19 protein-coding genes are annotated in these 21,020 nt (G+C 71.0%); 15 read left to right on the top strand and 4 right to left on the bottom strand.

Annotated features, from left to right (window positions below; all coding sequences use genetic code 11):
• Positions 1 to 4: 4 nt before the first annotated feature.
• Together ACODT5_RS26875 and ACODT5_RS26870 are read right to left on the bottom strand one after the other, a co-directional pair.
• Positions 5 to 745: a hypothetical protein gene (locus tag ACODT5_RS26875; protein WP_422521783.1), complete on the bottom strand. Its 741-nt coding sequence runs from the start codon at positions 743 to 745 to the stop codon at positions 5 to 7.
• 183 nt (positions 746 to 928) lie between these two features.
• Complete coding sequence (locus ACODT5_RS26870) at positions 929 to 1,579, bottom strand: NAD(P)-dependent oxidoreductase (protein WP_422521782.1); 651 nt, start codon at positions 1,577 to 1,579, stop codon at positions 929 to 931.
• Between the two features lie 100 nt (positions 1,580 to 1,679).
• Here ACODT5_RS26870 and ACODT5_RS26865 point away from each other — a divergent pair, with 100 nt between their 5' ends.
• Positions 1,680 to 2,285, top strand: coding sequence for a TetR/AcrR family transcriptional regulator (locus tag ACODT5_RS26865; RefSeq protein ID WP_422521781.1), 606 nt, complete (start codon positions 1,680 to 1,682; stop codon positions 2,283 to 2,285).
• Here ACODT5_RS26865 and ACODT5_RS26860 read toward each other — a convergent pair.
• Complete coding sequence (locus tag ACODT5_RS26860) at positions 2,260 to 3,159, bottom strand: carbohydrate kinase family protein (RefSeq protein ID WP_422521780.1); 900 nt, start codon at positions 3,157 to 3,159, stop codon at positions 2,260 to 2,262. The two genes, ACODT5_RS26865 and ACODT5_RS26860, sit on opposite strands and share 26 nt — an antisense overlap.
• Before the next feature lie 126 nt (positions 3,160 to 3,285).
• Between ACODT5_RS26860 and ACODT5_RS26855 the strand changes: the two genes are divergently transcribed.
• Positions 3,286 to 3,717: a Rieske (2Fe-2S) protein gene (locus tag ACODT5_RS26855; protein ID WP_422521779.1), complete on the top strand. Its 432-nt coding sequence runs from the start codon at positions 3,286 to 3,288 to the stop codon at positions 3,715 to 3,717.
• A gap of 65 nt (positions 3,718 to 3,782) precedes the next feature.
• Here ACODT5_RS26855 and ACODT5_RS26850 read toward each other — a convergent pair whose 3' ends face one another.
• The gene (locus ACODT5_RS26850; protein WP_422521778.1) at positions 3,783 to 4,826 is read right to left on the bottom strand and encodes a hypothetical protein; all 1,044 of its coding nucleotides are present in this window, start codon (positions 4,824 to 4,826) and stop codon (positions 3,783 to 3,785) included.
• Between the two features lie 249 nt (positions 4,827 to 5,075).
• Between ACODT5_RS26850 and ACODT5_RS26845 the strand changes: the two genes are divergently transcribed.
• The 13 genes from ACODT5_RS26845 (at position 5,076) to pgi (ending at position 20,977) form a co-directional block, all read left to right on the top strand.
• Positions 5,076 to 5,717 (top strand): papain-like cysteine protease family protein, encoded by a 642-nt coding sequence (locus tag ACODT5_RS26845; RefSeq protein WP_422521777.1) that lies wholly within the window; start codon positions 5,076 to 5,078, stop codon positions 5,715 to 5,717.
• A 19-nt stretch (positions 5,718 to 5,736) separates the two neighbouring features.
• Positions 5,737 to 6,561, top strand: coding sequence for a hypothetical protein (locus ACODT5_RS26840; RefSeq protein ID WP_422521776.1), 825 nt, complete (start codon positions 5,737 to 5,739; stop codon positions 6,559 to 6,561).
• Positions 6,562 to 6,676: 115 nt separating this feature from the next.
• Positions 6,677 to 8,689, top strand: coding sequence for an excinuclease ABC subunit UvrC (gene uvrC / locus ACODT5_RS26835; protein WP_422521775.1), 2,013 nt, complete (start codon positions 6,677 to 6,679; stop codon positions 8,687 to 8,689).
• Positions 8,686 to 9,690: an RNase adapter RapZ gene (gene rapZ / locus ACODT5_RS26830; protein WP_422521774.1), complete on the top strand. Its 1,005-nt coding sequence runs from the start codon at positions 8,686 to 8,688 to the stop codon at positions 9,688 to 9,690. The genes uvrC and rapZ overlap by 4 nt, the downstream gene beginning before the upstream one ends.
• Entirely contained in the window at positions 9,687 to 10,757 is a 1,071-nt protein-coding gene (locus tag ACODT5_RS26825; RefSeq protein ID WP_422521773.1) for a gluconeogenesis factor YvcK family protein, read from the top strand. The genes rapZ and ACODT5_RS26825 overlap by 4 nt, the downstream gene beginning before the upstream one ends.
• Positions 10,748 to 11,749, top strand: coding sequence for a DNA-binding protein WhiA (whiA, locus tag ACODT5_RS26820; protein WP_112449750.1), 1,002 nt, complete (start codon positions 10,748 to 10,750; stop codon positions 11,747 to 11,749). Before ACODT5_RS26825 ends, whiA begins: the two co-directional genes overlap by 10 nt.
• A gap of 158 nt (positions 11,750 to 11,907) precedes the next feature.
• Positions 11,908 to 14,865: a M14 family metallopeptidase gene (locus ACODT5_RS26815; protein WP_422521772.1), complete on the top strand. Its 2,958-nt coding sequence runs from the start codon at positions 11,908 to 11,910 to the stop codon at positions 14,863 to 14,865.
• A gap of 208 nt (positions 14,866 to 15,073) precedes the next feature.
• Positions 15,074 to 16,078 (top strand): type I glyceraldehyde-3-phosphate dehydrogenase, encoded by a 1,005-nt coding sequence (gene gap, locus ACODT5_RS26810; protein ID WP_243338363.1) that lies wholly within the window; start codon positions 15,074 to 15,076, stop codon positions 16,076 to 16,078.
• A 140-nt stretch (positions 16,079 to 16,218) separates the two neighbouring features.
• Complete coding sequence (locus tag ACODT5_RS26805; RefSeq protein ID WP_422521771.1) at positions 16,219 to 17,430, top strand: phosphoglycerate kinase; 1,212 nt, start codon at positions 16,219 to 16,221, stop codon at positions 17,428 to 17,430.
• Between the two features lie 6 nt (positions 17,431 to 17,436).
• Complete coding sequence (gene tpiA / locus ACODT5_RS26800) at positions 17,437 to 18,225, top strand: triose-phosphate isomerase (protein WP_422521770.1); 789 nt, start codon at positions 17,437 to 17,439, stop codon at positions 18,223 to 18,225.
• Between the two features lie 143 nt (positions 18,226 to 18,368).
• Positions 18,369 to 18,605, top strand: a complete 237-nt coding sequence (gene secG / locus ACODT5_RS26795) for a preprotein translocase subunit SecG (protein WP_385369804.1) — start codon at positions 18,369 to 18,371, stop codon at positions 18,603 to 18,605.
• A 177-nt stretch (positions 18,606 to 18,782) separates the two neighbouring features.
• The gene (locus ACODT5_RS26790) at positions 18,783 to 19,118 is read left to right on the top strand and encodes an RNA polymerase-binding protein RbpA (RefSeq protein ID WP_007263454.1); all 336 of its coding nucleotides are present in this window, start codon (positions 18,783 to 18,785) and stop codon (positions 19,116 to 19,118) included.
• A 155-nt stretch (positions 19,119 to 19,273) separates the two neighbouring features.
• A complete protein-coding gene (gene pgi / locus ACODT5_RS26785; protein ID WP_422525048.1) occupies positions 19,274 to 20,977 on the top strand; it encodes a glucose-6-phosphate isomerase in 1,704 nt (567 codons plus the stop codon).
• Positions 20,978 to 21,020 lie beyond the last annotated feature (43 nt).

Genomic DNA, 21,020 nt, shown 5'->3' with positions numbered 1-21,020 from the left:
GCCGCTACTGGCTGGGTGCGCCGCCGATGAGGTAGTCCACCCGGCGCCGCAGTCCGCTCCAGCGCCGGTCGTGGTGATAGGACCGCTTGAGGGCCCGGGCGCGGGTCTTGGCCCGGCCGCCGTAGAGGCGGCGGGCCCAGGGGGACGCGGGCCGGGCCAGCCGTACGGCGGCGACCATCGCGATGAGCGGAACGACCGCGCCGAGAACGGCCATCCGGGGTTTCCCCTTGAACAGGGCCACGACCGCGAACAGCAGGTTCGCCACCACCGTGGCGACCGCCGTCATCCGGTTGCGCTGCTCATCGGGCGTCAGCCCGTCCACTCCCAGCGGGAGGAACCCGCAGAGCAGCAATGACGCAAGCGCCGCGGTCATGATCACGACCTCGATGCTGATCGTGCCCTGCTTGGTCCAGTAGACGTCGCTCAGGTGCAGGATCAACGCGAACTCGTCCAGGACCAGCCCCGTCCCCATCCCGAACAACACTGCCGCCACTGCGGCCCCCCACCCTGACCGGCCGGCCGAGGCGATGCCCGTGAAACCGCCGACGGTCATCAGGATCACTCCCGGAACGGCGTGGTGGATGTGCAGCCCGCCCGGAGTGACGTTGCGGAACGGCCCCTTGCCCGCGCGGATCATCCGGGTGATGACCCGGGTCACGGTGAAAGCGGCGACGAACGCCGCCAGCGCGAGGAGCAGCGGCAGCTTCCCCGGCTCCAGGACATTGCGGTACCACCAGTGGCCCATGCCGTCACCCTCCCGGCCGGGGCCGTACCCCGCACGACGGGAACCGCCGTTCGGGGTGGGTCCTGACCGGAAGGCGCGAGCGTCGACGTCGTCGTCCCCCGCCGATGACCACGCCCACCCCTGCGGGGGATGGCCGCGGGCTTCGTGCCCTCGCCGATCAACAGGCGACGGTGCACGAGGCCGTCAGGCGGCGACGCCGATGGCGTGGCCCGACGTCGAGGGGTCGGACAGGGTGGTCAGGAGGGCGTCGGCGACGTCGGCCCGGGCGATCACCTTGCCGCCCGGGACGTTGGCGTCGACCGCCCGCCGGTACGTCCCCGTGAACGGCCGGTTCAGCAGCCGCGGCGGCCGGATCACCGTCCACTGCGTACGGCTCGCGGCGATCGCCGCCTCCATGACGGTGAGGTCCGCGTACACGTCCCGCAGCGCCCTGCGCAGCAGCGGGTAGACGACCACTCGGGTGAGCGCGCCGTCCCCCGGCGATTGCGGACCCACCGGCGCCGCGCTGACCGCCGACAGGCGGGTCACCCCGGCCCGGTCCATCGCGGAGACGATCGACCGCAGGGCCGGCCCCGCCACCGGGGTGAGCCGGGCCTGCTTGTTGCTCGTCGGGCCGAGCGCGGAGACCACCGCCTCCTGTCCCTCCAGCACCGCAACGAGCGCGTCCTCGTCGGACAGGTCCCGCACGACCGCCACCCGCAGCCGTTCGTGCGCCGGTACGTCCAGCCGCGCCGGGTCGCGGACGACCGCCGTCACCTCGTGACCCGCTTCGAGTGCCTGCCGGACCACCTCGTGGCCGATCCCGCCCGTGGCTCCGAACACCGTGAGTTTCATCCTGGCTCCCAGATTTGCGTGACGCATGACGTGTGGCGCATGACAGAGAGAGGGGGGTTGGTGAGTATTCACTCACCCCCGCTTCCGTTATGGTGAGTGAATGCTCACCCCAAAGTCAAGCCGGTCCACCCCGGAGCGCCTGCTCGATGCGGCCGAGACCCTGATGCGCACCACCGGACTGGCCAACGCCACCACGAAGGCCATCGCCCGTGAGGCGGGCTGCTCGGAGGCCGCGCTCTACAAGTACTTCGCGAACAAGGAAGAGCTGTTCGTCCGCGTGCTGATGGAGCGCCGCCCCAACGCCGGGGCGATGATGGCGGCCCTGACCAGCGATCCGGGGGACCAGCCCGTCGAAGAACGACTGACCGAGATCGCCCGGTACGCCTCGCTCTTCTACGCCGAAGCCATGCCCATGTCCGGCTCGCTCTTCGCCGATCCCGTCCTGCTCACCCGCCACCGCGAGGGCGTACGGAGCATCGGCGCGGGTCCGCACGTCGTGCTGGAGGCCCTCACCGGCCACCTGTTCCGCGAGCTCGAACGGGGCAGGCTGCGCCCCGACGCCGACCCGGCCGCCGCCGCCGCGCTGCTGCTCGGCGCCTGCTTCCAGCGGGCCTTCTTCCTGCACTTCTCCGGGCCCGACACGGTCGGGCCGGTGGAGGAGTTCGCCCCCGCGGTGGCCGCTACGGTGTGGGCCGCGCTCCGCTGAGCTCGCAGGCGTACGGAGGCTCCGCGCCCGCCCGGGTGCACGTCAGCGCCGCCGCCGCGGCGGCGTACGACAGCACCTCGGGCCAGTCCACCCGATCCGGGCCCCCCGCGCCGGCCGCGAGCCGGTGCAGCAGGGCCGCGTTCACGGTGTCGCCCGCGCCGATGGTGTCCACCACCGGGACCCGGCGTGCGGGCACCGAGTGCTCCGCGCCCTCCCGCGTCCACACCGTCAGGCCGCCGGCGCCCCGGGTGAGCACCACCGCGGAGGGACCGGCCGCCAGCCAGTCGCCCGCGCCGCCGCCCAGCCACGCCGCGTCCTCCTCCGACAGCTTCAGCACGCCGACGTGCGGCAGCCAGGACAGGAAGCGGGCCCGGTAGGCCGCCGGGTCGGCGATCAGCGCCGGGCGGATGTTGGGGTCGAGCAGGGTCAGCAGCCCGCGCCCGGACTCCCGGCGCAGCAGGGTCTCGTAGGCACTGGCCCCGGGCTCCAGCACCAGCGAGCAGGTGCCGAGCGCGAGGGCCCGTACCCCCTCGGGGAGCGCGGGCGGCAGCCGGAACAGCCGGTCGGCCGTTCCCTCGACGTAGAAGCCGTACGCCGCCGAGCCGTCCGGGGCCAGCGAGGGCACCGCCAGCGTGGTCGGCTCCGGTCCGCGCTGGACCAGGGAGAGGTCCACCCCGGCCGCGCGCAGCCCGTCGAGCAGCGAGGCGCCGAAGCCGTCCGTCGAGATGCGGGAGCAGAAGGCGGTCCGGACGCCGAGCCGGCCCAGCGCGACGGCGGTGTTGTACGGTCCGCCGCCCGGCCGCGGCAGCAGGGCGCCCGGCGGCTGTGCGACGGGCACCAGGTCGATCAGGGCTTCTCCACCGACGACGATCACGCGGGGGAAGGTATCCCATCGGGCGCGGGTATCGTCGGGTGGGCCCGCCGGGGCCCGGCCGGGCCCATGCCGGCCGCGCCGCTTCCTCGCGCCGTCCGCACGTCGTCCTCACTCCGGGAGAACCGCATGTCCGCCTCGCAGTCCGCCGCCCGCCGTACCGTCCTCAAGGGCGCCGCCGCGATCGTTGGAGCCGTCGGCGGCGGTGCTGCGCTGACGGCCTGCTCCACCGAGACCAACAGCGGCTCCGGCTCCCCGGCGGTCCCCGCGGAGCCCGTCGAGCTGGGTGCGGCGGCCGAGGTGCCGGTCGGCGGCGCGAAGCTGTTCCGCGAGAAGAAGCTCGTGGTCAGCTGCGCGGAGGCCGGCCAGTACAAGGCCTTCAGCGCCCAGTGCACCCACTCCGGCTGCGTACTGGACAAGATCGTCGAGGGCGAGGGCAACTGCCCCTGCCACGGCAGCCGCTTCGACGTGACCACGGGCAAGGTGCTGCGCGGCCCGGCCACCGACCCGCTGCCGGAGGTCCCGGTGAAGGTCGAGGCCGGCAAGCTCGTCGCGGGCTGACGTCGCGGGCTGACGTCGCGGGCTGGCGGCGCTGGCTGACGGCGCGGGGGGCGCCGCACCGGCGCTCACTCCCAGTCCCACCCGATCCCCAGGATCCCGCGCCGCACCCCCTGCTCCACCAGGTGCACGGCCCGGTGCGGTCCGCTCGGGTTCAGGTCCGCGAGCCGGCCGCGCGGGGCGTCCGGCCCGCTGCGCGTGAAGCGGCGGCAGCGCACCGGCAGGGCCGCCTCGTCGAAGCGGACCTGGAGCACGTACTGCCCGCCGGTGTAGCTGAAGCCGCGCACGTACTCGGTGCTGCGGCCCGCGGTGCCGTCCTCGAAGCCGTAGCCGAAGACGTAGGTGTCCCCGGCCCGCAGCCGGGCGTCGAAGAGCAGCTCGGCGACGACCAGCTCCGCTCCGGGGTGGCGGCGGATCCGCCCGGTCCGGCAGTTCTCGTCGGCCCGGACCCGGATCCGCTCCGGATCGCAGCCCGGGTCGCCGTGGTGGACCGCGATGTACCGGTCGACCCCGTCGCGGTGGGCCCGTACGACGTGCTGCGATTCGCGGCCGAGCAGCTCCCCGGCGGGCCCGATCCGCACGCGCTCGTGGTGGCCGACGGTGTGCAGGCCGCCGTCGGCGGGCAGTTCCATGCCGGCCAGCAGCTCCTCCACGGCCGCGCCCACGCTGAACAGCGCCCGGTACGAGCGCGCGGGCGGCCGGGCCGTCCCCGGTGCGGCGGGATCCGGCGCGGCCAGCAGCCGCAGCAGGGCGCCCTCGGGCAGTTCCAGGATCTGCTCCAGGGCCCGTACGGCCTTCAGGGACTCGGGGCGGCCCGGCCGCCGGGCGCCCTGCTGCCAGTAACTGAGGCTGGTCACCCCGAGCTTGATGCCGCGGGCCGCGAGCCGGTGCTGCACCCGGTGCAGGGGCAGGCCGCGGGCGGTGAGGGCGGCGCGGAGCGCGAGGTGGAAGGGGCCGTCGCGCAGCAGGCGCGGCAGGTCCCGGGCGCCCTCCGCACGGGCGGTGTCCGAAGGGGAGCCGCTCGGAGGGGAGGCGGCCGGAGGGGCGCCGCTCGCAGCGGAGGCGGCCGGAGGGGCGGTGTCCGAGAAGGTGCCGTTCGCGCTCGACCGCATGGCGGCTCCTCCTGTGAACGTTCACGCGGCGGGGTGCGGGCGGTCCGGCGGGTGCCGCCCGTGGTCCCGGTGGGGGCAGGTGGGGGCAGGTGGGGTGACGGCGGACGTTCACACTCTGGCCCCACCGTTCACACCGCGATGTCACGCCGTATTGAAGCGTGTTGACCTGTTCCCGACAACACCCCGATGCTCCTCCACAGCGTCCGGACGCGCTCCTCCACCCCCACTCCCCACATAGGGAGGAACGCGATGCGCCACACAAACCGGCGGCTCACCCTCGCCGCCTTCGTCACCGCCCTGCTCCTCGCCCTGCCCACCGCTGCCGCCACCGCCGCCGATGCCGCCGCCGGTACGGGCACCACGACCGCCACCTCCTCAGTCGCCGCCGCCCCTGCCGAGAGCTCGGCCCTGGCGTCCAAGCGGCTGAACATCACCATGCAGGCCCAGCAGAAGACCAACTGGTGCTGGGCCGCAGGCGGCAACACCATCGCCACCTGGTTCGGCCGCACCTACAGCCAGAACCAGTTCTGCAACGCCGCCTTCAACCGCCAGCAGGGCTACGACTGCCCCAACAACCAGGCCACCCTCGGCAATGTGCAGACCGGCCTGCGCTGGGCCGGCATCAACGCCGGCTCCTACGTCACCGGCTGGCTCCAGTACTCCACCGTCCAGACCGAGGTCAACGCCAACCGCCCGATCGAGACCCGCATCCAGTGGTCCAACGGCGGTGGCCACATGCACGTGATCTACGGCTACGACACCGCGAACAGCTGGGTGTACTGGGGAGACCCGTGGCCCTCCAGCGACCGCTACAACTGGGCCTCCCACGCCTGGTACGTGGACAACAGCACCTTCTCCTGGACCCACTCGCTCTACCGGATCGGGGCGTGACCTCATGAATCCCCGCCTCATGATTCCCCGCCTCGTGAACCCCCGTCTCGCCGCCGCGGCCGTCGCCGCGACCGCCGTACTGGCCCTGGCCCCCACCCAGGCGTCCGCGGCGCCCGTACCGCAGCCCCAGAACGCCACCGCCGAGAACCTGGCCGCCGCGGGACGGACGGCGGCGGCCCCCGACACGCTCGCCACCCTGTCCCGCTTCTTCGCCCGCGAGGGCAAGGTCTCGCTCGCCGCCGCGCAGCCCCGCATCGAGGGCGAGACGGTTCCCGTGCACTACCTCTCGCCCGAGTTCGTGGCGGGGAAGGCGGGCGCGAGCGTGGCCCGCCTGGAATTCCTCGCCAGCAAGGCCGTCTCCTCGGACGGACAGCAGGCCGCCCTGTGGACCGCGAAGACCGAAGCGGGCTGGCAGGTGGTGAACATCGCCACCGGCGACGACGAGTTCCGCTACGCACGGCTCGGCGCGGCGAAACTCCCCGGCGGGACCGTGTTCCGCGAACCGCAGATCGACGCCTGGTACGTGACCGGCGGCGAGCGGGTCCTGCCCCTGGACGAGGACGCGGCCACGGCCGTGGGCGCGCGGGGCACGAGCCTGGCCGCCTACCGGACCCGGGTCGTGAAGGCCTACGGGGACAAGTTGCCGGGCTCCGCCTACGGCAAGTCCGGGAAGGCCGGTGGCTTCGCCCCCACGGAAGCCACGGCGGCGCACACGTCCGCGGCCCGGCCCGGGTCAGCCCTCACCGGACTCCCGATGACCGCCGGAGCCCTGGCTCTGGCGCTGGGCGCGGCCGGCGCGGTGGCCGCCCGGCGCGCCCGGCGGCAGCGGGTGGTGCGGGCGTAGCCACCCGTGGGGGCCCGTCCGCCCGGCAGCCCGCCGGGCGGACGGCTCCTGCCGGGCGGACGGACCCCGCGGGGCCGAGGCCCGCTTGTCGGCGGGCGACAGTAGGGTGGTTGGCATGGCCGACCCTTCCAGCTACCGCCCCGAGCCGGGGCAGATTCCCGACTCCCCGGGGGTCTACAAGTTCCGCGACGAGCACCGCCGGGTGATCTACGTCGGGAAGGCCAAGAACCTGCGCCAACGGCTGGCCAGCTACTTCCAGGACCTCGCCGGGCTGCACCCCCGTACCGCCACCATGGTCACCACGGCCGCCGCCGTCGAGTGGACCGTGGTCTCCACCGAGGTCGAGGCGCTCCAGCTCGAATACTCCTGGATCAAGGAGTTCGCCCCCCGGTTCAACGTCAAGTACCGGGACGACAAGAGCTACCCCTCCCTCGCCGTCACCATGAACGAGGACTACCCGCGGGTCCAGGTCATGCGCGGCCCCAAGAAGAAGGGCGTGCGCTACTTCGGCCCGTACGGGCACGCCTGGGCCATCCGCGAGACCGTCGACCTGATGCTCCGGGTCTTCCCCGTCCGCACCTGCTCCGCCGGGGTGTTCAAGCGGTCCGCCCAGATCGGCCGCCCCTGCCTGCTCGGCTACATCGGCAAGTGCTCCGCGCCCTGCGTCGGCCGGGTCACCCCCGAGGAGCACCGCGAACTCGCCGAGGACTTCTGCGACTTCATGGCCGGCCGCACCGGCACCTACCTCACCCGCCTCGAACAGCAGATGCACGAGGCCGCGGAGGACATGGAGTACGAGAAGGCCGCCCGGCTGCGCGACGACATAGGGGCCCTGCGCCGGGCGATGGAGAAGAACGCGGTCGTGCTCGCCGACGCCACCGACGCCGACCTGTTCGCGGTCGCCGAGGACGAGCTCGAAGCGGCCGTGCAGATCTTCCACGTCCGCGGCGGCCGGGTCCGGGGCCAGCGCGGCTGGGTCACCGACAAGGTCGAGGCCGTCGACACCGCCGGGCTGGTCGAGCACGCCCTCCAGCAGCTGTACGGGGAGGAGAAGGGCGAGGCCGTCCCCAAGGAGGTGCTGGTCCCCGCCCTGCCCGAGGACACCCCGGCCCTGAGCCAGTGGCTCGCCGAGCGGCGCGGCTCGCAGGTGAGCCTGCGCATCCCGCAGCGCGGGGACAAGAAGGCGCTGATGGAGACCGTCCACCGCAACGCCCAGCAGTCCCTCGCCCTGCACAAGACCAAGCGCGCCTCCGACCTCACCACCCGCTCGCGGGCCCTGGAGGAGATCGCCGAGGCGCTGGAGCTCGACGGCGCGCCGCTGCGCATCGAGTGCTTCGACATCTCCCACCTGCAGGGCGACGATGTCGTGGCCTCCATGGTCGTCTTCGAGGACGGGCTGGCGCGCAAGGGCGAGTACCGGCGCTTCCAGATCAAGTCCTTCGAGGGGCAGGACGACGTCCGCTCCATGCACGAGGTGGTCTCCCGGCGCTTCCGCCGCTACCTCCAGGAGAAGCTGAAGACGGGGGAGTGGTCCCCCGAGGACGGCGAGGACGGGCAGCAGCCCGAGGACGACGGGCGCCCCAGGCGCTTCGCGTACCCGCCGCAGCTCGTCGTGGTCGACGGCGGGCAGCCGCAGGTGGCCGCCGCCAAGCGGGCCCTGGAGGAGCTGGGGATCGACGACGTCGCCGTGTGCGGCCTCGCCAAGCGACTGGAGGAGGTCTGGCTGCCCGGGGAGGACGACCCGGTGGTGCTGCCCCGCAGCAGCGAGGGCCTGTACCTGCTCCAGCGGGTCCGTGACGAAGCCCACCGGTTCGCCATCCAGTACCAGCGCAACAAGCGGGGCAAACGCCTGAAGGCCGGGCCCCTCGACGAGGTCCCCGGGCTCGGCGAGAGCCGCAGGCTGGCCCTGATCAAGCACTTCGGTTCGGTGAAAAAGCTGAGACAGGCGACAATCGACCAGATCTGCGAGGTCCCGGGCATAGGCCGCAAGACGGCCGAGACCGTGGCCGTGGCCCTCGCCCAGGCGGTTCCCGCCGGTCCCGCCGTCAATACGGCGACCGGGGAGATCATTGAGGATGAGACCCCCGCGTCCGCGGGAGCAGCATCCGATCGGGGGACCGAGCAATGACCGAGCACGAGACCCGCCAGGGCCGAGGATCCGAGCAGGATTCCGGAAGTGGCACCGCAGACATCGCATCCGAGTACGACCGAGACGGAGCACAGGTGAGTACGGGCACGACAGTGGAGCCCGGAGATACCGCCGAGGCGGCCATCCCCGAGCTGGTGATCATCTCCGGTATGTCCGGGGCCGGCCGCAGTACGGCGGCCAAGTGTCTGGAGGACCTCGGCTGGTTCGTCGTCGACAACCTCCCGCCCGCGCTGATCACCACCATGGTGGAACTCGGCGCCCGCTCGCAGGGCAACGTGGCGCGCATCGCCGTCGTCGTCGACGTCCGCGGCCGCCAGTTCTTCGACGCGCTGCGCGAATCCCTCGCCGACCTGGAGACCCGCGGGGTCACCCGGCGGATCGTCTTCCTGGAGTCCTCGGACGACGCCCTCGTCCGCCGCTTCGAGTCGGTCCGCCGCCCCCACCCGCTCCAGGGCGACGGGCGCATCGTCGACGGCATCGCCGCCGAGCGCGACCTGCTGCGCGAGCTGCGCGGCGACGCCGACCTGGTCATCGACACCTCCAGCCTGAACGTGCACGAGCTGCGCGCCAAGATGGACGCCCAGTTCGCAGGCGACGAGGAGCCCGAGCTGCGGGCCACCGTCATGTCCTTCGGCTACAAGTACGGGCTCCCCGTCGACGCCGACCTCGTCGTCGACTGCCGCTTCATCCCCAACCCGCACTGGGTCCCGGAGCTGCGCCCGTTCACCGGCCTGAACGAGGAGGTGTCGGGCTACGTCTTCAGCCAGCCCGGCGCCAAGGAGTTCCTCGACTGCTACACCGAGCTGCTCCAGCTCATCGCCACCGGCTACCGCCGCGAGGGCAAGCGGTACGTGACCATCGCGGTCGGCTGTACCGGCGGCAAGCACCGCAGCGTCGCCATGTCGGAGAAGCTCGCCGCCCGCCTCGCCTCCGAAGGAGTCGAGACCGTCGTCGTCCACAGGGACATGGGGCGCGAGTGACCGGACGTACCATGCGGCTCCGCCGCCTGCGCCGGCTCACCACCGGCAAGGGCGAGGACCCGGCGGGCCGCACGGGCCTGCGCCGGGGCGAGGCGCCCGAGGCGGTCTCGCCCAAGGTCGTGGCGCTGGGCGGCGGCATGGGCCTCTCGGCCTCGCTGACCGCCCTGCGCCGGATCACGGGCGAGCTGACCGCCGTCGTCACCGTCGCCGACGACGGCGGCTCCAGCGGCAGGCTGCGCGAGGAGCTCGGGGTCCTGCCGCCCGGCGACCTGCGCAAGGCGCTGGCCGCGCTGTGCGGTGACGACGACTGGGGCCAGACCTGGTCGCGGGTCATCCAGCACCGCTTCCAGTCCAAGGGCGACCTGCACGAGCACGCCGTCGGCAACCTGCTGATCGTCGCCCTGTGGGAACAGCTCGGCGACCCCGTCCAGGCCCTGGACCTGGTCGGCAGGCTGCTCGGGGCCCAGGGCCGGGTGCTGCCGATGTCGGCGGTCCCGCTGGAGCTCCAGGCCCTGGTCAAGGGCCACGATCCGGCCCGCCCCGAGGACGTGGACACCGTACGGGGGCAGGCCACCGTGGCGCTGACCCCCGGCGAGGTGCTCTCCGTACAGGTGGTGCCGAGCGACCCGCCGGCGGTGCCGGAAGCGGTCGCGGCGGTGCTCGACGCGGACTGGGTCGTGCTCGGTCCGGGGTCCTGGTTCTCGTCGGTGATTCCGCACCTGCTGGTGCCCGAATTGCTCGACGCGCTGGTCGAGACCAAGGCCAGAAGGGTGCTCTCGCTGAACCTCGCACCACAACCCGGCGAAACAGAGGGCTTCTCTCCGCAGCGTCATTTGGAGGTTTTGGCCCGACACGCCCCTAAACTCGCCCTGGACGTGGTGCTGGCCGATCAGGCTGCCGTGCCCGATCGCGAGTCCCTCGCCGATGCCGCAAAACGGTTCGGTGCCGCGGTCGAGCTGGCGCCGGTTGCCCGGCTGGACGGCTCTCCGAAGCATGATCCGGAGCTGCTGGCCGCCGCGTACGACCGTATTTTTCGGATGCATGGAAGGATCGGCCCATGGCGATGACGCCCGCGGTGAAGGATGAGATCGCCCGCCTGCCTGTCACCCGCACCTGCTGCAGGAAGGCGGAGGTCTCGGCGATCCTTCGGTTCGCGGGCGGGTTGCACCTGGTGAGCGGCCGGATCGTCATCGAGGCGGAACTGGACGCGGGGATCGCGGCCCGCCGCCTGCGCAAGGACATTCTGGAGATCTTCGGACACTCCTCGGATCTGGTGATCATGGCTCCGGGCGGTTTGCGCCGGGGCAACCGGTACGTGGTCCGCGTGGTCGCCGGCGGCGACCAGCTGGCCCGCCAGACCGGCCTCGTGGACGGCCGCGGCCGTCCGATCCGGGGTCTGCCCCCCCAGGTGGTCTCCGGGGCCACCTGTGACGCCGAGGCGGCCTGGCGCGGGGCCTTCCTGGCCCACGGCTCGCTGACCGAGCCGGGTCGCTCCTCCTCCCTGGAGGTCACCTGCCCCGGTCCGGAGGCCGCCCTGGCCCTCGTCGGCGCCGCCCGCCGGCTCTCCATCGCCGCGAAGGCCCGTGAGGTCCGCGGCGTGGACCGGGTCGTCGTACGGGACGGGGACGCCATCGGCGCCCTGCTGACCCGGCTCGGCGCCCACGACTCGGTGCTGGCCTGGGAGGAGCGGCGGATGCGGCGCGAGGTGCGCGCCACCGCGAACCGCCTCGCCAACTTCGACGACGCCAACCTGCGCCGCTCGGCGCGGGCCGCGGTGGCCGCCGGAGCCCGGGTGCAGCGCGCCCTGGAGATCCTCGCCGAGGAGGTCCCCGAGCACCTCGCCGCGGCCGGCCGGCTGCGCATGGAGCACAAGCAGGCCTCCTTGGAGGAGCTGGGCGCGCTCGCCGACCCGCCGCTGACCAAGGACGCCGTCGCGGGCCGGATCCGCCGCCTGCTGGCGATGGCCGACAAGCGGGCCCAGGACCTCGGCATCCCGGGCACCGAGTCGAACCTCGACCTCAGCGACAGCGAGGAACTGGCCGACAACATGGCCGGCTGAGCGGAGAAAACACCTCCGAAAGGGGCCCGCACGATCACTCGTGCGGGCCCCTTTCCGGTATGCCCCATTGACATGAGCATGGACTGGTCGTGAGCCTGTCGTCCGAAGCCTTCGTGGCAGACGGAGGCTTTCGTGGCAGACGACGCCCAGGGGGGCACATGAGGCACCGCGCGAGATCGATCCTCGCCGCAAGCGCATTCGTCTTCGGCACCACACTCGCCGCACTACCAGCAGCGGCCCAGGCCCAGCCCGGTCCGGCGGACACGTCCGCCGCGGACGAGGTACGGGTCTACGACGCCGACATCACCAAGGAGCAGGTCCCGCTGGTCCTGGCGGCCGGCCAGGACGCGCACGAGCTCTCCGAACGCGCCCCCGAGACCGGGACCGCCAAGGTCGAGCTCTTCCTCACCGGGGGACAGGCCAAGGAACTGGCGGCGAAGGGGATCAAGCTCGCCGAACGCAAGGTCGGGGCCAAGGCCGCGGCGCGCTCGCTGGCGGCCGGCGACGGGGTCTTCCGCCCGTACAGCGGCAAGGGCGGGCTCCAGGAGGAGATCCTGCGCACCGCCCAGGAGAACCCGGGCCTCACCAAGGTCGTCTCCATCGGCAAGACCGTCCAGGGCAAGGACATCCTCGCCCTGAAGGTCGCTAAGGATGCCAAGAAGTCCAGGGACGGCGCCAAGCCCTCCACGCTCTACATGTCGAACCAGCACGCCCGTGAGTGGATCACCCCCGAGATGACCCGGCGGCTGATGCACCACACCCTCGACAACTACGGCAAGGACCAGCGGATCACCAAGCTGGTGGACTCCACCGAGCTGTGGTTCCTGCTCTCCGCCAACCCCGACGGCTACGACTACACCTTCGCCCCCGACGGCCAGCGGCTGTGGCGCAAGAACCTGCGCGACAACAACGCCGACGGCAAGATCACCGCGGGCGACGGCGTCGACCTCAACCGCAACTTCACCTACAAGTGGGGCTACGACAACGAGGGCTCCTCGCCCAACGAGTCGAGCGAGACCTACCGCGGCGCCAAGGCCTCCTCGGAGCCCGAGACCGTAGCCCTCGACGGGTTCCAGAAGCGCATCGGCTTCGACTACGGCATCAACTACCACTCCGCGGCCGAACTGATCCTGTACGGCGTGGGCTGGCAGGTGGCCACCCCCACCCCCGACGACGTCGCCTACAAGGCGCTCGCCGGCACCCCGGAGAACCCGGCGGTCCCCGGCTACTACCCGCAGGTCTCCTCCGAGCTCTACACCACCAACGGCGAGGCCGACGGCCATGCCGCCAACGCCAACGGCATGATGATGTTCACGCCGGAGATGACCACCTGCCAGACGGCCTCCGCGATCGACCCGGACGACCAGTGGAAGCCCGAGGACTGCGCCTCCGGCTTCAACTTCCCGGACGACGAGAAGCTCATCCAGGCCGAGTTCGCCAAGAACATCGACTTCGCGCTCTCCGTGGGCGAGAGCGCCGAGCGTCCGGACCAGCCGAAGTCCTCCCTGGGCCTGACCGCCGCGGACTTCACCCTCGACCCCTTCACCACCTCCTACGCCGCCCGCGGCGAGGACCAGGAGGTCGCCGTCACGGCCCGCAAGGCGCTGAAGGACAAGGAACTCAACTATCGGATCAACGGGGGCCGCACCCACGACGAGGACCTCGAGGCCTGGAAGGGCGGTGAGGTCTACGGCGGCGAGGACAACAACTGGTTCGACGAGTACCGCGCCGAGGTCGAGGGTGCCAAGCCCGGCGACAAGGTCGAGGTCTGGTTCACCGGCCGCGACCGCGGCAAGCAGGTCTCCAGCGAGCACTTCACGTACACGGTGGCCTCGCGGCCCCGCGCCGACGTGCTGGTGATCGCCGAGGAAGGCGCCCCGGCGCAGCACGCGCAGTCCTACGTCGACGCCCTGCGCGCCAACGGCAAGAGCGCGGCGGTCTGGGACGTGGCCGTCCAGGGTGCCCCGCACCACCTCGGAGCCCTCTCCCACTTCCGTACGGCCGTCCACTACACCGGGGCCAAGTCCCCGGGCGGCGACACGCAGCTGGCGGTACGCGACTACCTCAACGAGGGCGGCAAGCTGATCGAGGCCGGCGAGCTGGCGGGCGGCAACGCCCAGGTCGGCCGCGCCGTGACCAACGACTTCAGCCAGTACTTCCTCGGCGCCTACGGCCGCTCCGGGGTCACCGGCCCCACCGGCTTCACCGGCGCGGGCTCCCTGACCGGGGCCAATGGCGCCCTCGGTAACGCCACGGGCAACCCGCTCGACCGCCCGGGCTCCTACACGGTCACCTCCGACACGCTGCCCGTGGCGCAGTTCCCGCAGTTCAAGAGCGCGCAGGCGGGCCAGTACGCCGGAGTCGTGAACCCGTACGCCCCGTACGCCGGCGCGTCGATGGCCTCGGCCACGCACGCCGACGACGACTGGAAGCGCCTCACCCGCACCATCGACCTCACCGGGGTCACCGCGGCCGACCAGCCGAAGCTCAAGATGGCGCTCAACTGGAACACCGAGGAGGGCTACGACCACGCGGTCCTGGAGTCCCGTACCGCGGGCGGCGACGACTGGACCACGCTGCCCGAGCTGGGCGGCCTGACCACCACCACCGTTCCCGAGGAGTGCGGGGCCGGGTTCTTCATCAACGGCCACCCGTTCCTGCGCCGCTACCTCACCCTCGACGCCGGGGGCTGCACCCCGCAGGGCACCAGCGGCACCTGGAACTCCTTCACCGCCTCCTCCGGCGGCTGGAAGCAGGTCTCCTTCGACCTGAGCGCGTACGCGGGCAAGACCGTCGAGGTCTCCCTCGCCTACATCACCGACCCGGGCTCGGGCGGCCGCGGAGTCTTCGCGGACGAGGCCCGCGTCTCGATCGGCGGCGCCGACCAGGCGGTCGAGGGCTTCGAGTCCTCGTTCGGTGTCTGGACCGCCCAGGGTGCACCTGCCGGAAGCCCTGATGTTCCGGGCGATTGGTCCCGGTCGGGCGAGCTGTTCAAGTCCTACGCCTCCGTCACTACGCGTGACACCGTGCTCCTGGGCTTCGGCCTGGAACACGTGCCGGCCGCGGCCGACCGCGCCGTACTCGTCGGTAAGGCGCTCCGCTCGCTGAACCACTGATCAGAGCCCCCGACCGGGCTCACCGTGAGTGACCGGGCACAAAGTCCCCGAGGTCCCGTACTCGTCTTGGAGTGCGGGGCTTCGGGGCGTGTCACAGGATGGTCGATGTCACTCCGAAGCTCACGGAGAGGTAGTGTCGTAAGCGGTCGGGGACATCCCATACAGCTCGCTGGCGGACAGGCCGGCGCACCAACGAGGAGATCGGTTCGTGACGATCCGCGTAGGCATCAATGGTTTTGGCCGAATTGGCCGCAACTACTTCCGGGCGCTCCTGGAGCAGGGAGCGGACATCGAGATCGTCGGTGTCAACGACCTGACTGACAACGCAACCCTGGTTCACCTCCTCAAGTACGACACGATCCTGGGCCGTCTCAAGGCCGAGGTCAGCCACACCGACGACACCATCACCGTCGGTGGCAACACCTTCAAGACCTTTGCCGAGCGCGACCCCGCGAACCTCCCCTGGGGCGAGCTGGGTGCCGACATCGTCATCGAGTCGACCGGCATCTTCACCAAGAAGGCCGACGCCGCCAAGCACATCGCGGCCGGCGCGAAGAAGGTCCTCATCTCGGCTCCGGCCAAGGACGAGGACATCACGATCGTGATGGGCGTCAACCAGGAGAAGTACGACGCGGCCAACCACCACGTCATCTCCAACGCCTCCTGCACCACCAACTGCGTGGCGCCGATGGCCAAGGTCCTCCTGGAGAACTTCGGCATCGTCAAGGGCATGATGACGACGGTCCACGCGTACACGAACGACCAGCGCATCCTGGACTTCCCGCACTCGGACCTGCGCCGGGCGCGCGCTGCCGCCGAGAACATCATCCCGACCACCACCGGTGCCGCCAAGGCCACCGCGCTGGTGATCCCGGAGCTGGCGGGCAAGCTCGACGGCATCGCGATGCGCGTCCCGGTCCCCACCGGTTCCGTGACCGACCTCGTCATCGAGCTCGAGCGCGAAGTCACCAAGGACGAGGTCAACTCGGCCTTCCAGAAGGCCTCTCAGGGCCAGCTCAAGGGCATCCTGGACTACACCGAGGACGCGATCGTCTCTTCCGACATCGTGAACTGGCCGTACTCCTGCACCTTCGACTCCTCCCTGACGATGGTCCAGGGCAAGAGCGTCAAGGTCATCGGCTGGTACGACAACGAGTGGGGCTACTCCAACCGCCTCGTCGACCTGACCGTGTTCGTCGGCGGTCAGCTCTAAGCACCAAGGCAGGCACCACGATGTGAGCACCGGGGCTCGGGCAGCGCGATGAAGCGCTGTACGGGCCCTGTTGCTTGCCTCGTACCCCTCTCGTCCCGCACGGGTAAAGTCCTGGGCTGGGAAAAGGAGTAGAAAACAGCATGAAGACGATCGACGAACTTCTCGCCGAGGGCGTGTCCGGCAAGCGTGTCTTCGTACGCGCCGACCTGAACGTGCCGCTCTCGAACGGTGAAATCACCGACGACGGCCGCATCCGCGCCGTGCAGCCCACCATCGCGAAGCTCGCCGAGGCCGGCGCCCGCGTGGTCGTGGCCTCGCACCTGGGCCGCCCCAAGGGCGCCCCGGACCCGGCCTTCTCGCTGGCGCCCGCCGCCGCCCGCCTCGGCGAGCTGCTCGGTACGGACGTCGCGTTCGCCACGGACACCGTCGGCCCCTCCGCCAAGGAGACCGTCGCGGCCCTCGCCGACGGCCAGGTCGCCGTCATCGAGAACCTGCGCTTCAACGCCGGTGAGACCGCGAAGGACGACGCCGAGCGCGGCGCCTTCGCGGACCAGCTCGCCGAGCTGGCCGACATCTACGTCGGCGACGGCTTCGGCGCTGTCCACCGCAAGCACGCCTCGGTCTTCGACCTCCCCGCGCGCCTCCCGCACGCGGCCGGCTACCTCATCGCCACCGAGGTCGGCGTCCTGAAGAAGCTGACCGCCGAGGTCAAGCGCCCGTACGTGGTCATCCTCGGCGGCGCCAAGGTCTCCGACAAGCTCGCCGTCATCGACGAGCTGCTCGGCAAGGCCGACCGCCTGCTCATCGGCGGCGGCATGGCGTACACCTTCCTCTACGCCAAGGGCTACGAGGTCGGCATCTCTCTGCTCCAGAAGGACCAGGAGGACGTCGTCAAGGAGTACATGGAGCGCGCCGAGAAGAACGGTGTCGAGCTGGTCCTCCCCGTCGACATCCTCGCCTCCAAGGACTTCCCGGACCTGAAGACCAAGGCCCCGGCGGACTTCATCACCGTCGACGCGGACAAGATCCCCGCCGACCAGGAGGGTCTGGACATCGGTCCCAGGACCCGCGAGCTGTACGCCTCGAAGATCGCCGACGCCGAGACCGTCTTCTGGAACGGTCCCGTGGGCGTCTTCGAGCACCCCGACTACGCCGGCGGCACCAGCGCCATCGCGCAGGCCCTCGTCGACAGCAGCGCCTTCACCGTCGTCGGCGGTGGCGACTCGGCCGCCGCCGTGCGCACGCTCGGCTTCGACGAGAACGCTTTCGGCCACATTTCGACCGGTGGCGGCGCCTCCCTCGAGTACCTCGAGGGCAAGACGCTCCCCGGCCTCGCCGCACTGGAGGTCTGAACCCTGATGACTGAGAACACCGCCGGCCGTACCCCGCTGATGGCGGGCAACTGGAAGATGAACCTCAACCACCTCGAGGCCATCGCCCACGTCCAGAAGCTCGCCTTCGCCCTGGCCGACAAGGACTACGACTTCGTCGAGGTCGCGGTCCTGCCGCCCTTCGTCGACCTCCGTTCGGTCCAGACCCTGGTCGACGGCGACAAGCTGAAGATCAAGTACGGCGCCCAGGACATCTCGGCCCACGACTCCGGCGCCTACACCGGCGAGATCTCCGGCCCGATGCTCTCGAAGCTGAAGTGCACGTTCGTGGCCGTCGGCCACAGCGAGCGCCGCCAGTACCACAGCGAGAGCGACGAGATCTGCAACGCCAAGGTCAAGGCCGCCTACAAGCACGGGATCACGCCGATCCTGTGCGTCGGCGAGGGCCTGGACATCCGCAAGGCCGGCCAGCAGGTCGAGTACACGCTGAAGCAGCTCGACGGCGGCCTCAAGGACATCCCGGCCGAGCAGGTCGAGTCCATCGTGATCGCGTACGAGCCCGTCTGGGCGATCGGGACCGGCGAGGTCGCCACCCCCGAGGACGCGCAGGAGGTCTGCGGCGCGATCCGCGGCCGTCTCGCGGAGCTGTACTCGCAGGAGCTGGCCGACAAGGTCCGCATCCAGTACGGCGGCTCGGTCAAGTCCGGCAACATCGCCGCGATCATGGCCCAGCCCGACGTCGACGGCGCCCTGATCGGCGGCGCGGCGCTGGACGCGGACGAGTTCGTGAAGATCGTCCGGTTCCGCGACCAGTGACGTTCATCGTGAGTATGCGGTAGGGCGGATCCGTCGTACCCTTGCGGGGGCCAGCAGGCTGAACCAGCCGCTGGCCCCCGTGCTCGTTATCGGCAATACGGGAAAGCCGGAAAGCCAGTAAGCCCAGAAAGTAGGAATCAGCCGTGATTTTGGGGTTCGAGATCGCCTTGGTCGTCTTCAGCGCCCTGCTGATGCTGCTCGTGCTGATGCACAAGGGCAAGGGCGGCGGTCTTTCCGACATGTTCGGCGGCGGTATGCAGTCGTCGGTCGGCGGCTCCTCGGTCGCGGAGCGCAACCTCGACCGCATCACCGTCGTGGTCGGTCTGCTCTGGTTCGCCTGCATCGTCGCGCTCGGTCTGCTCATGAAGACCGGCAGCTGAACCGTTCTGGCCATTCCGGCCGTCCGGTCGGCTCCCCCCGGCCTATCATGAGGTCCGGCGTTCTTGTCTGGAATGGGTAACTCCACTCCTTGACGGGCGCCCGCCTTACGTAGACTTGGGCGCCCGCGACGGAATCCACTCACGTTTCGCGGCACCATCACGCAGGGAGTTACGACCGTGGCAAGTGGCAACGCGATCCGTGGTAGTCGGGTCGGAGCGGGGCCGATGGGTGAGGCCGAGCGCGGCGAGTCCGCGCCCCGCCTGCGCATCTCCTTCTGGTGCTCGAACGGGCACGAGACGCAGCCGAGCTTCGCCAGCGACGCGCAGGTGCCGGATACCTGGGACTGCCCGCGCTGCGGGTTCCCGGCCGGCCAGGACCGGGACAACCCGCCCGCGCCGCCGCGCACCGAGCCGTACAAGACGCACCTGGCGTACGTACGGGAGCGGCGCACGGACGCCGACGGCGAGGCGATCCTCGCCGAGGCGCTCGCCAAGCTGCGCGGCGAGATCTGACGCGTCCCCACCGAACGACCGAAGTGACATACGGCCCGGCCCGCAGGAGTCTTCCCTCCTGCGGGCCGGGCCGCTTTGTGTCGGTTGTGCGCTTCCCATCCCTTAGGTTGGAACCGGCGGGGCACGACAGGACAGGAAGTGGGTTGATGTCCGAGATGAACGCAAACCAGGCCGCCGCGCGAAGCGCGTCAAGCGAGGGTGGTGGTGGGCGACGGGAGGGCCGTACGAGGCTCAACCGGACGCCGGAGTGGCACGCACTCGGCAAGCACCGGGACGAGTTGGGGCAGACGCATCTGCGGGAGCTGTTCGAGACGGATCCGGGCCGGGGCGCCGGCTACACCCTGCGGGTCGCAGACCTGCACATCGACTACTCGAAGCACCTCGTGACCGACGAGACGCTGACGCTGCTGCGCGAACTGGCCGCGGCGACAGGCGTGGCCGAGCTGCGCGAGGCCATGTTCCGCGGCGAGAAGATCAACACGACCGAGGACCGGGCGGTCCTGCACACCGCGTTGCGCGCACCGGCCGACGCGGTCGTCGAAGTGGACGGGGAGAACGTCGTACCCGGCGTCCACGCGGTCCTCGACAAGATGGCGGCCTTCGCGGGCCGCATCCGGTCGGGGGAGTGGACCGGCTCCACCGGCAAGCGCATCAAGAACGTCGTCAACATCGGCATCGGCGGCTCCGACCTCGGTCCGGCGATGGCGTACGAGGCGCTGCGCGCCTTCTCCGACCGGGGCCTGACGGTCCGTTTCGTGTCCAACGTGGACGGCGCGGACCTGCACGAGGCCGTGCGCGACCTGGACCCGCACGAGACGCTCTTCATCATCGCCTCGAAGACCTTCACGACGATCGAGACCATCACCAACGCCACCTCGGCGCGGGAATGGCTGCTCGCGGGCGTGGGAGGCGACCAGGCCGCCGTGGCACGGCACTTCGTGGCGCTCTCCACCAACGAGGAGAAGGTCTCCGCGTTCGGCATCGACACGGCCAACATGTTCGAGTTCTGGGACTGGGTCGGCGGACGCTACTCCTTCGACTCCGCGATCGGGCTGTCCCTGATGATCGCGATCGGCCCGGACGCCTTCCGGGAACTGCTCGGCGGATTCCACACCATGGACGAGCACTTCCGCACGGCACCCGCCGAGGAGAACGCCCCGCTGCTGCTGGGCCTGTTGGGGATCTGGTACGGGGCGTTCTTCGACGCCCAGTCGCACGCGGTGCTCCCGTACAGCCACTACCTCTCCCGGTTCACCGCGTACTTGCAGCAGCTGGACATGGAGTCCAACGGCAAGTCGGTGGACCGCGAGGGCAACCCGGTGGACTGGCAGACCGGCCCGGTGGTGTGGGGCACGCCCGGCACCAACGGCCAGCACGCCTACTACCAGTTGATCCACCAGGGCACCCGGGTGATCCCGGCGGACTTCATCGGCTTCGCACGGCCGGTGGGCGAACTCTCCCCGGCGCTGGCGGCCCAGCACGACCTGCTGATGGCGAACTTCTTCGCGCAGACGCAGGCGCTGGCCTTCGGCAAGACCGCGGACGAGGTGCGGGCGGAGGGCGTCGCCGAACCGCTGGTCCCGCACAAGACCTTCGCGGGCAACCACCCGACGACGACGATCCTGGCGGCCGAGCTGACTCCTGCCGTACTGGGCCAGTTGATCGCGCTCTACGAGCACAAGGTGTTCGTCCAGGGCGCGGTGTGGAACATCGACTCCTTCGACCAGTGGGGCGTGGAGCTCGGGAAGGTGCTGGCCAAGCGGGTCGAGCCGGCGCTCACCGAAGGTGCGGAGGTGCCGGGCCTGGACGCGTCCACGCGCGCGCTGGTGTCCACGTACCGCTCGCTGCGGGGCCGCTGACCGTCCGGTCGGCCTGATGCGCAAAAAGGGGCCCGCTCTCCGG

The organism is Streptomyces tatrensis, assembly GCF_049310065.1.
GTDB lineage: Bacteria > Actinomycetota > Actinomycetes > Streptomycetales > Streptomycetaceae > Streptomyces.
The sequence above is the reverse complement of the archived record's forward strand: the minus strand, read 5'-3'. Positions and strand labels throughout refer to the sequence as shown.

What these genes read in the sequence shown, in the direction of transcription:
- ACODT5_RS26875 (WP_422521783.1), bottom strand. Translation starts at nt 745, where the DNA reads ATGGGCCACTGGTGGTACCGCAATGTCCTGGAGCCGGGGAAGCTGCCG.
- ACODT5_RS26870 (WP_422521782.1), bottom strand. Translation starts at nt 1,579, where the DNA reads ATGAAACTCACGGTGTTCGGAGCCACGGGCGGGATCGGCCACGAGGTG.
- ACODT5_RS26865 (WP_422521781.1), top strand. Translation starts at nt 1,680, where the DNA reads ATGCTCACCCCAAAGTCAAGCCGGTCCACCCCGGAGCGCCTGCTCGAT.
- ACODT5_RS26855 (WP_422521779.1), top strand. Translation starts at nt 3,286, where the DNA reads ATGTCCGCCTCGCAGTCCGCCGCCCGCCGTACCGTCCTCAAGGGCGCC.
- ACODT5_RS26850 (WP_422521778.1), bottom strand. Translation starts at nt 4,826, where the DNA reads ATGCGGTCGAGCGCGAACGGCACCTTCTCGGACACCGCCCCTCCGGCC.
- ACODT5_RS26845 (WP_422521777.1), top strand. Translation starts at nt 5,076, where the DNA reads ATGCGCCACACAAACCGGCGGCTCACCCTCGCCGCCTTCGTCACCGCC.
- ACODT5_RS26840 (WP_422521776.1), top strand. Translation starts at nt 5,737, where the DNA reads ATGATTCCCCGCCTCGTGAACCCCCGTCTCGCCGCCGCGGCCGTCGCC.
- uvrC (WP_422521775.1), top strand. Translation starts at nt 6,677, where the DNA reads ATGGCCGACCCTTCCAGCTACCGCCCCGAGCCGGGGCAGATTCCCGAC.
- rapZ (WP_422521774.1), top strand. Translation starts at nt 8,686, where the DNA reads ATGACCGAGCACGAGACCCGCCAGGGCCGAGGATCCGAGCAGGATTCC.
- whiA (WP_112449750.1), top strand. Translation starts at nt 10,748, where the DNA reads ATGGCGATGACGCCCGCGGTGAAGGATGAGATCGCCCGCCTGCCTGTC.
- ACODT5_RS26815 (WP_422521772.1), top strand. Translation starts at nt 11,908, where the DNA reads ATGAGGCACCGCGCGAGATCGATCCTCGCCGCAAGCGCATTCGTCTTC.
- ACODT5_RS26805 (WP_422521771.1), top strand. Translation starts at nt 16,219, where the DNA reads ATGAAGACGATCGACGAACTTCTCGCCGAGGGCGTGTCCGGCAAGCGT.
- tpiA (WP_422521770.1), top strand. Translation starts at nt 17,437, where the DNA reads ATGACTGAGAACACCGCCGGCCGTACCCCGCTGATGGCGGGCAACTGG.
- pgi (WP_422525048.1), top strand. Translation starts at nt 19,274, where the DNA reads ATGAACGCAAACCAGGCCGCCGCGCGAAGCGCGTCAAGCGAGGGTGGT.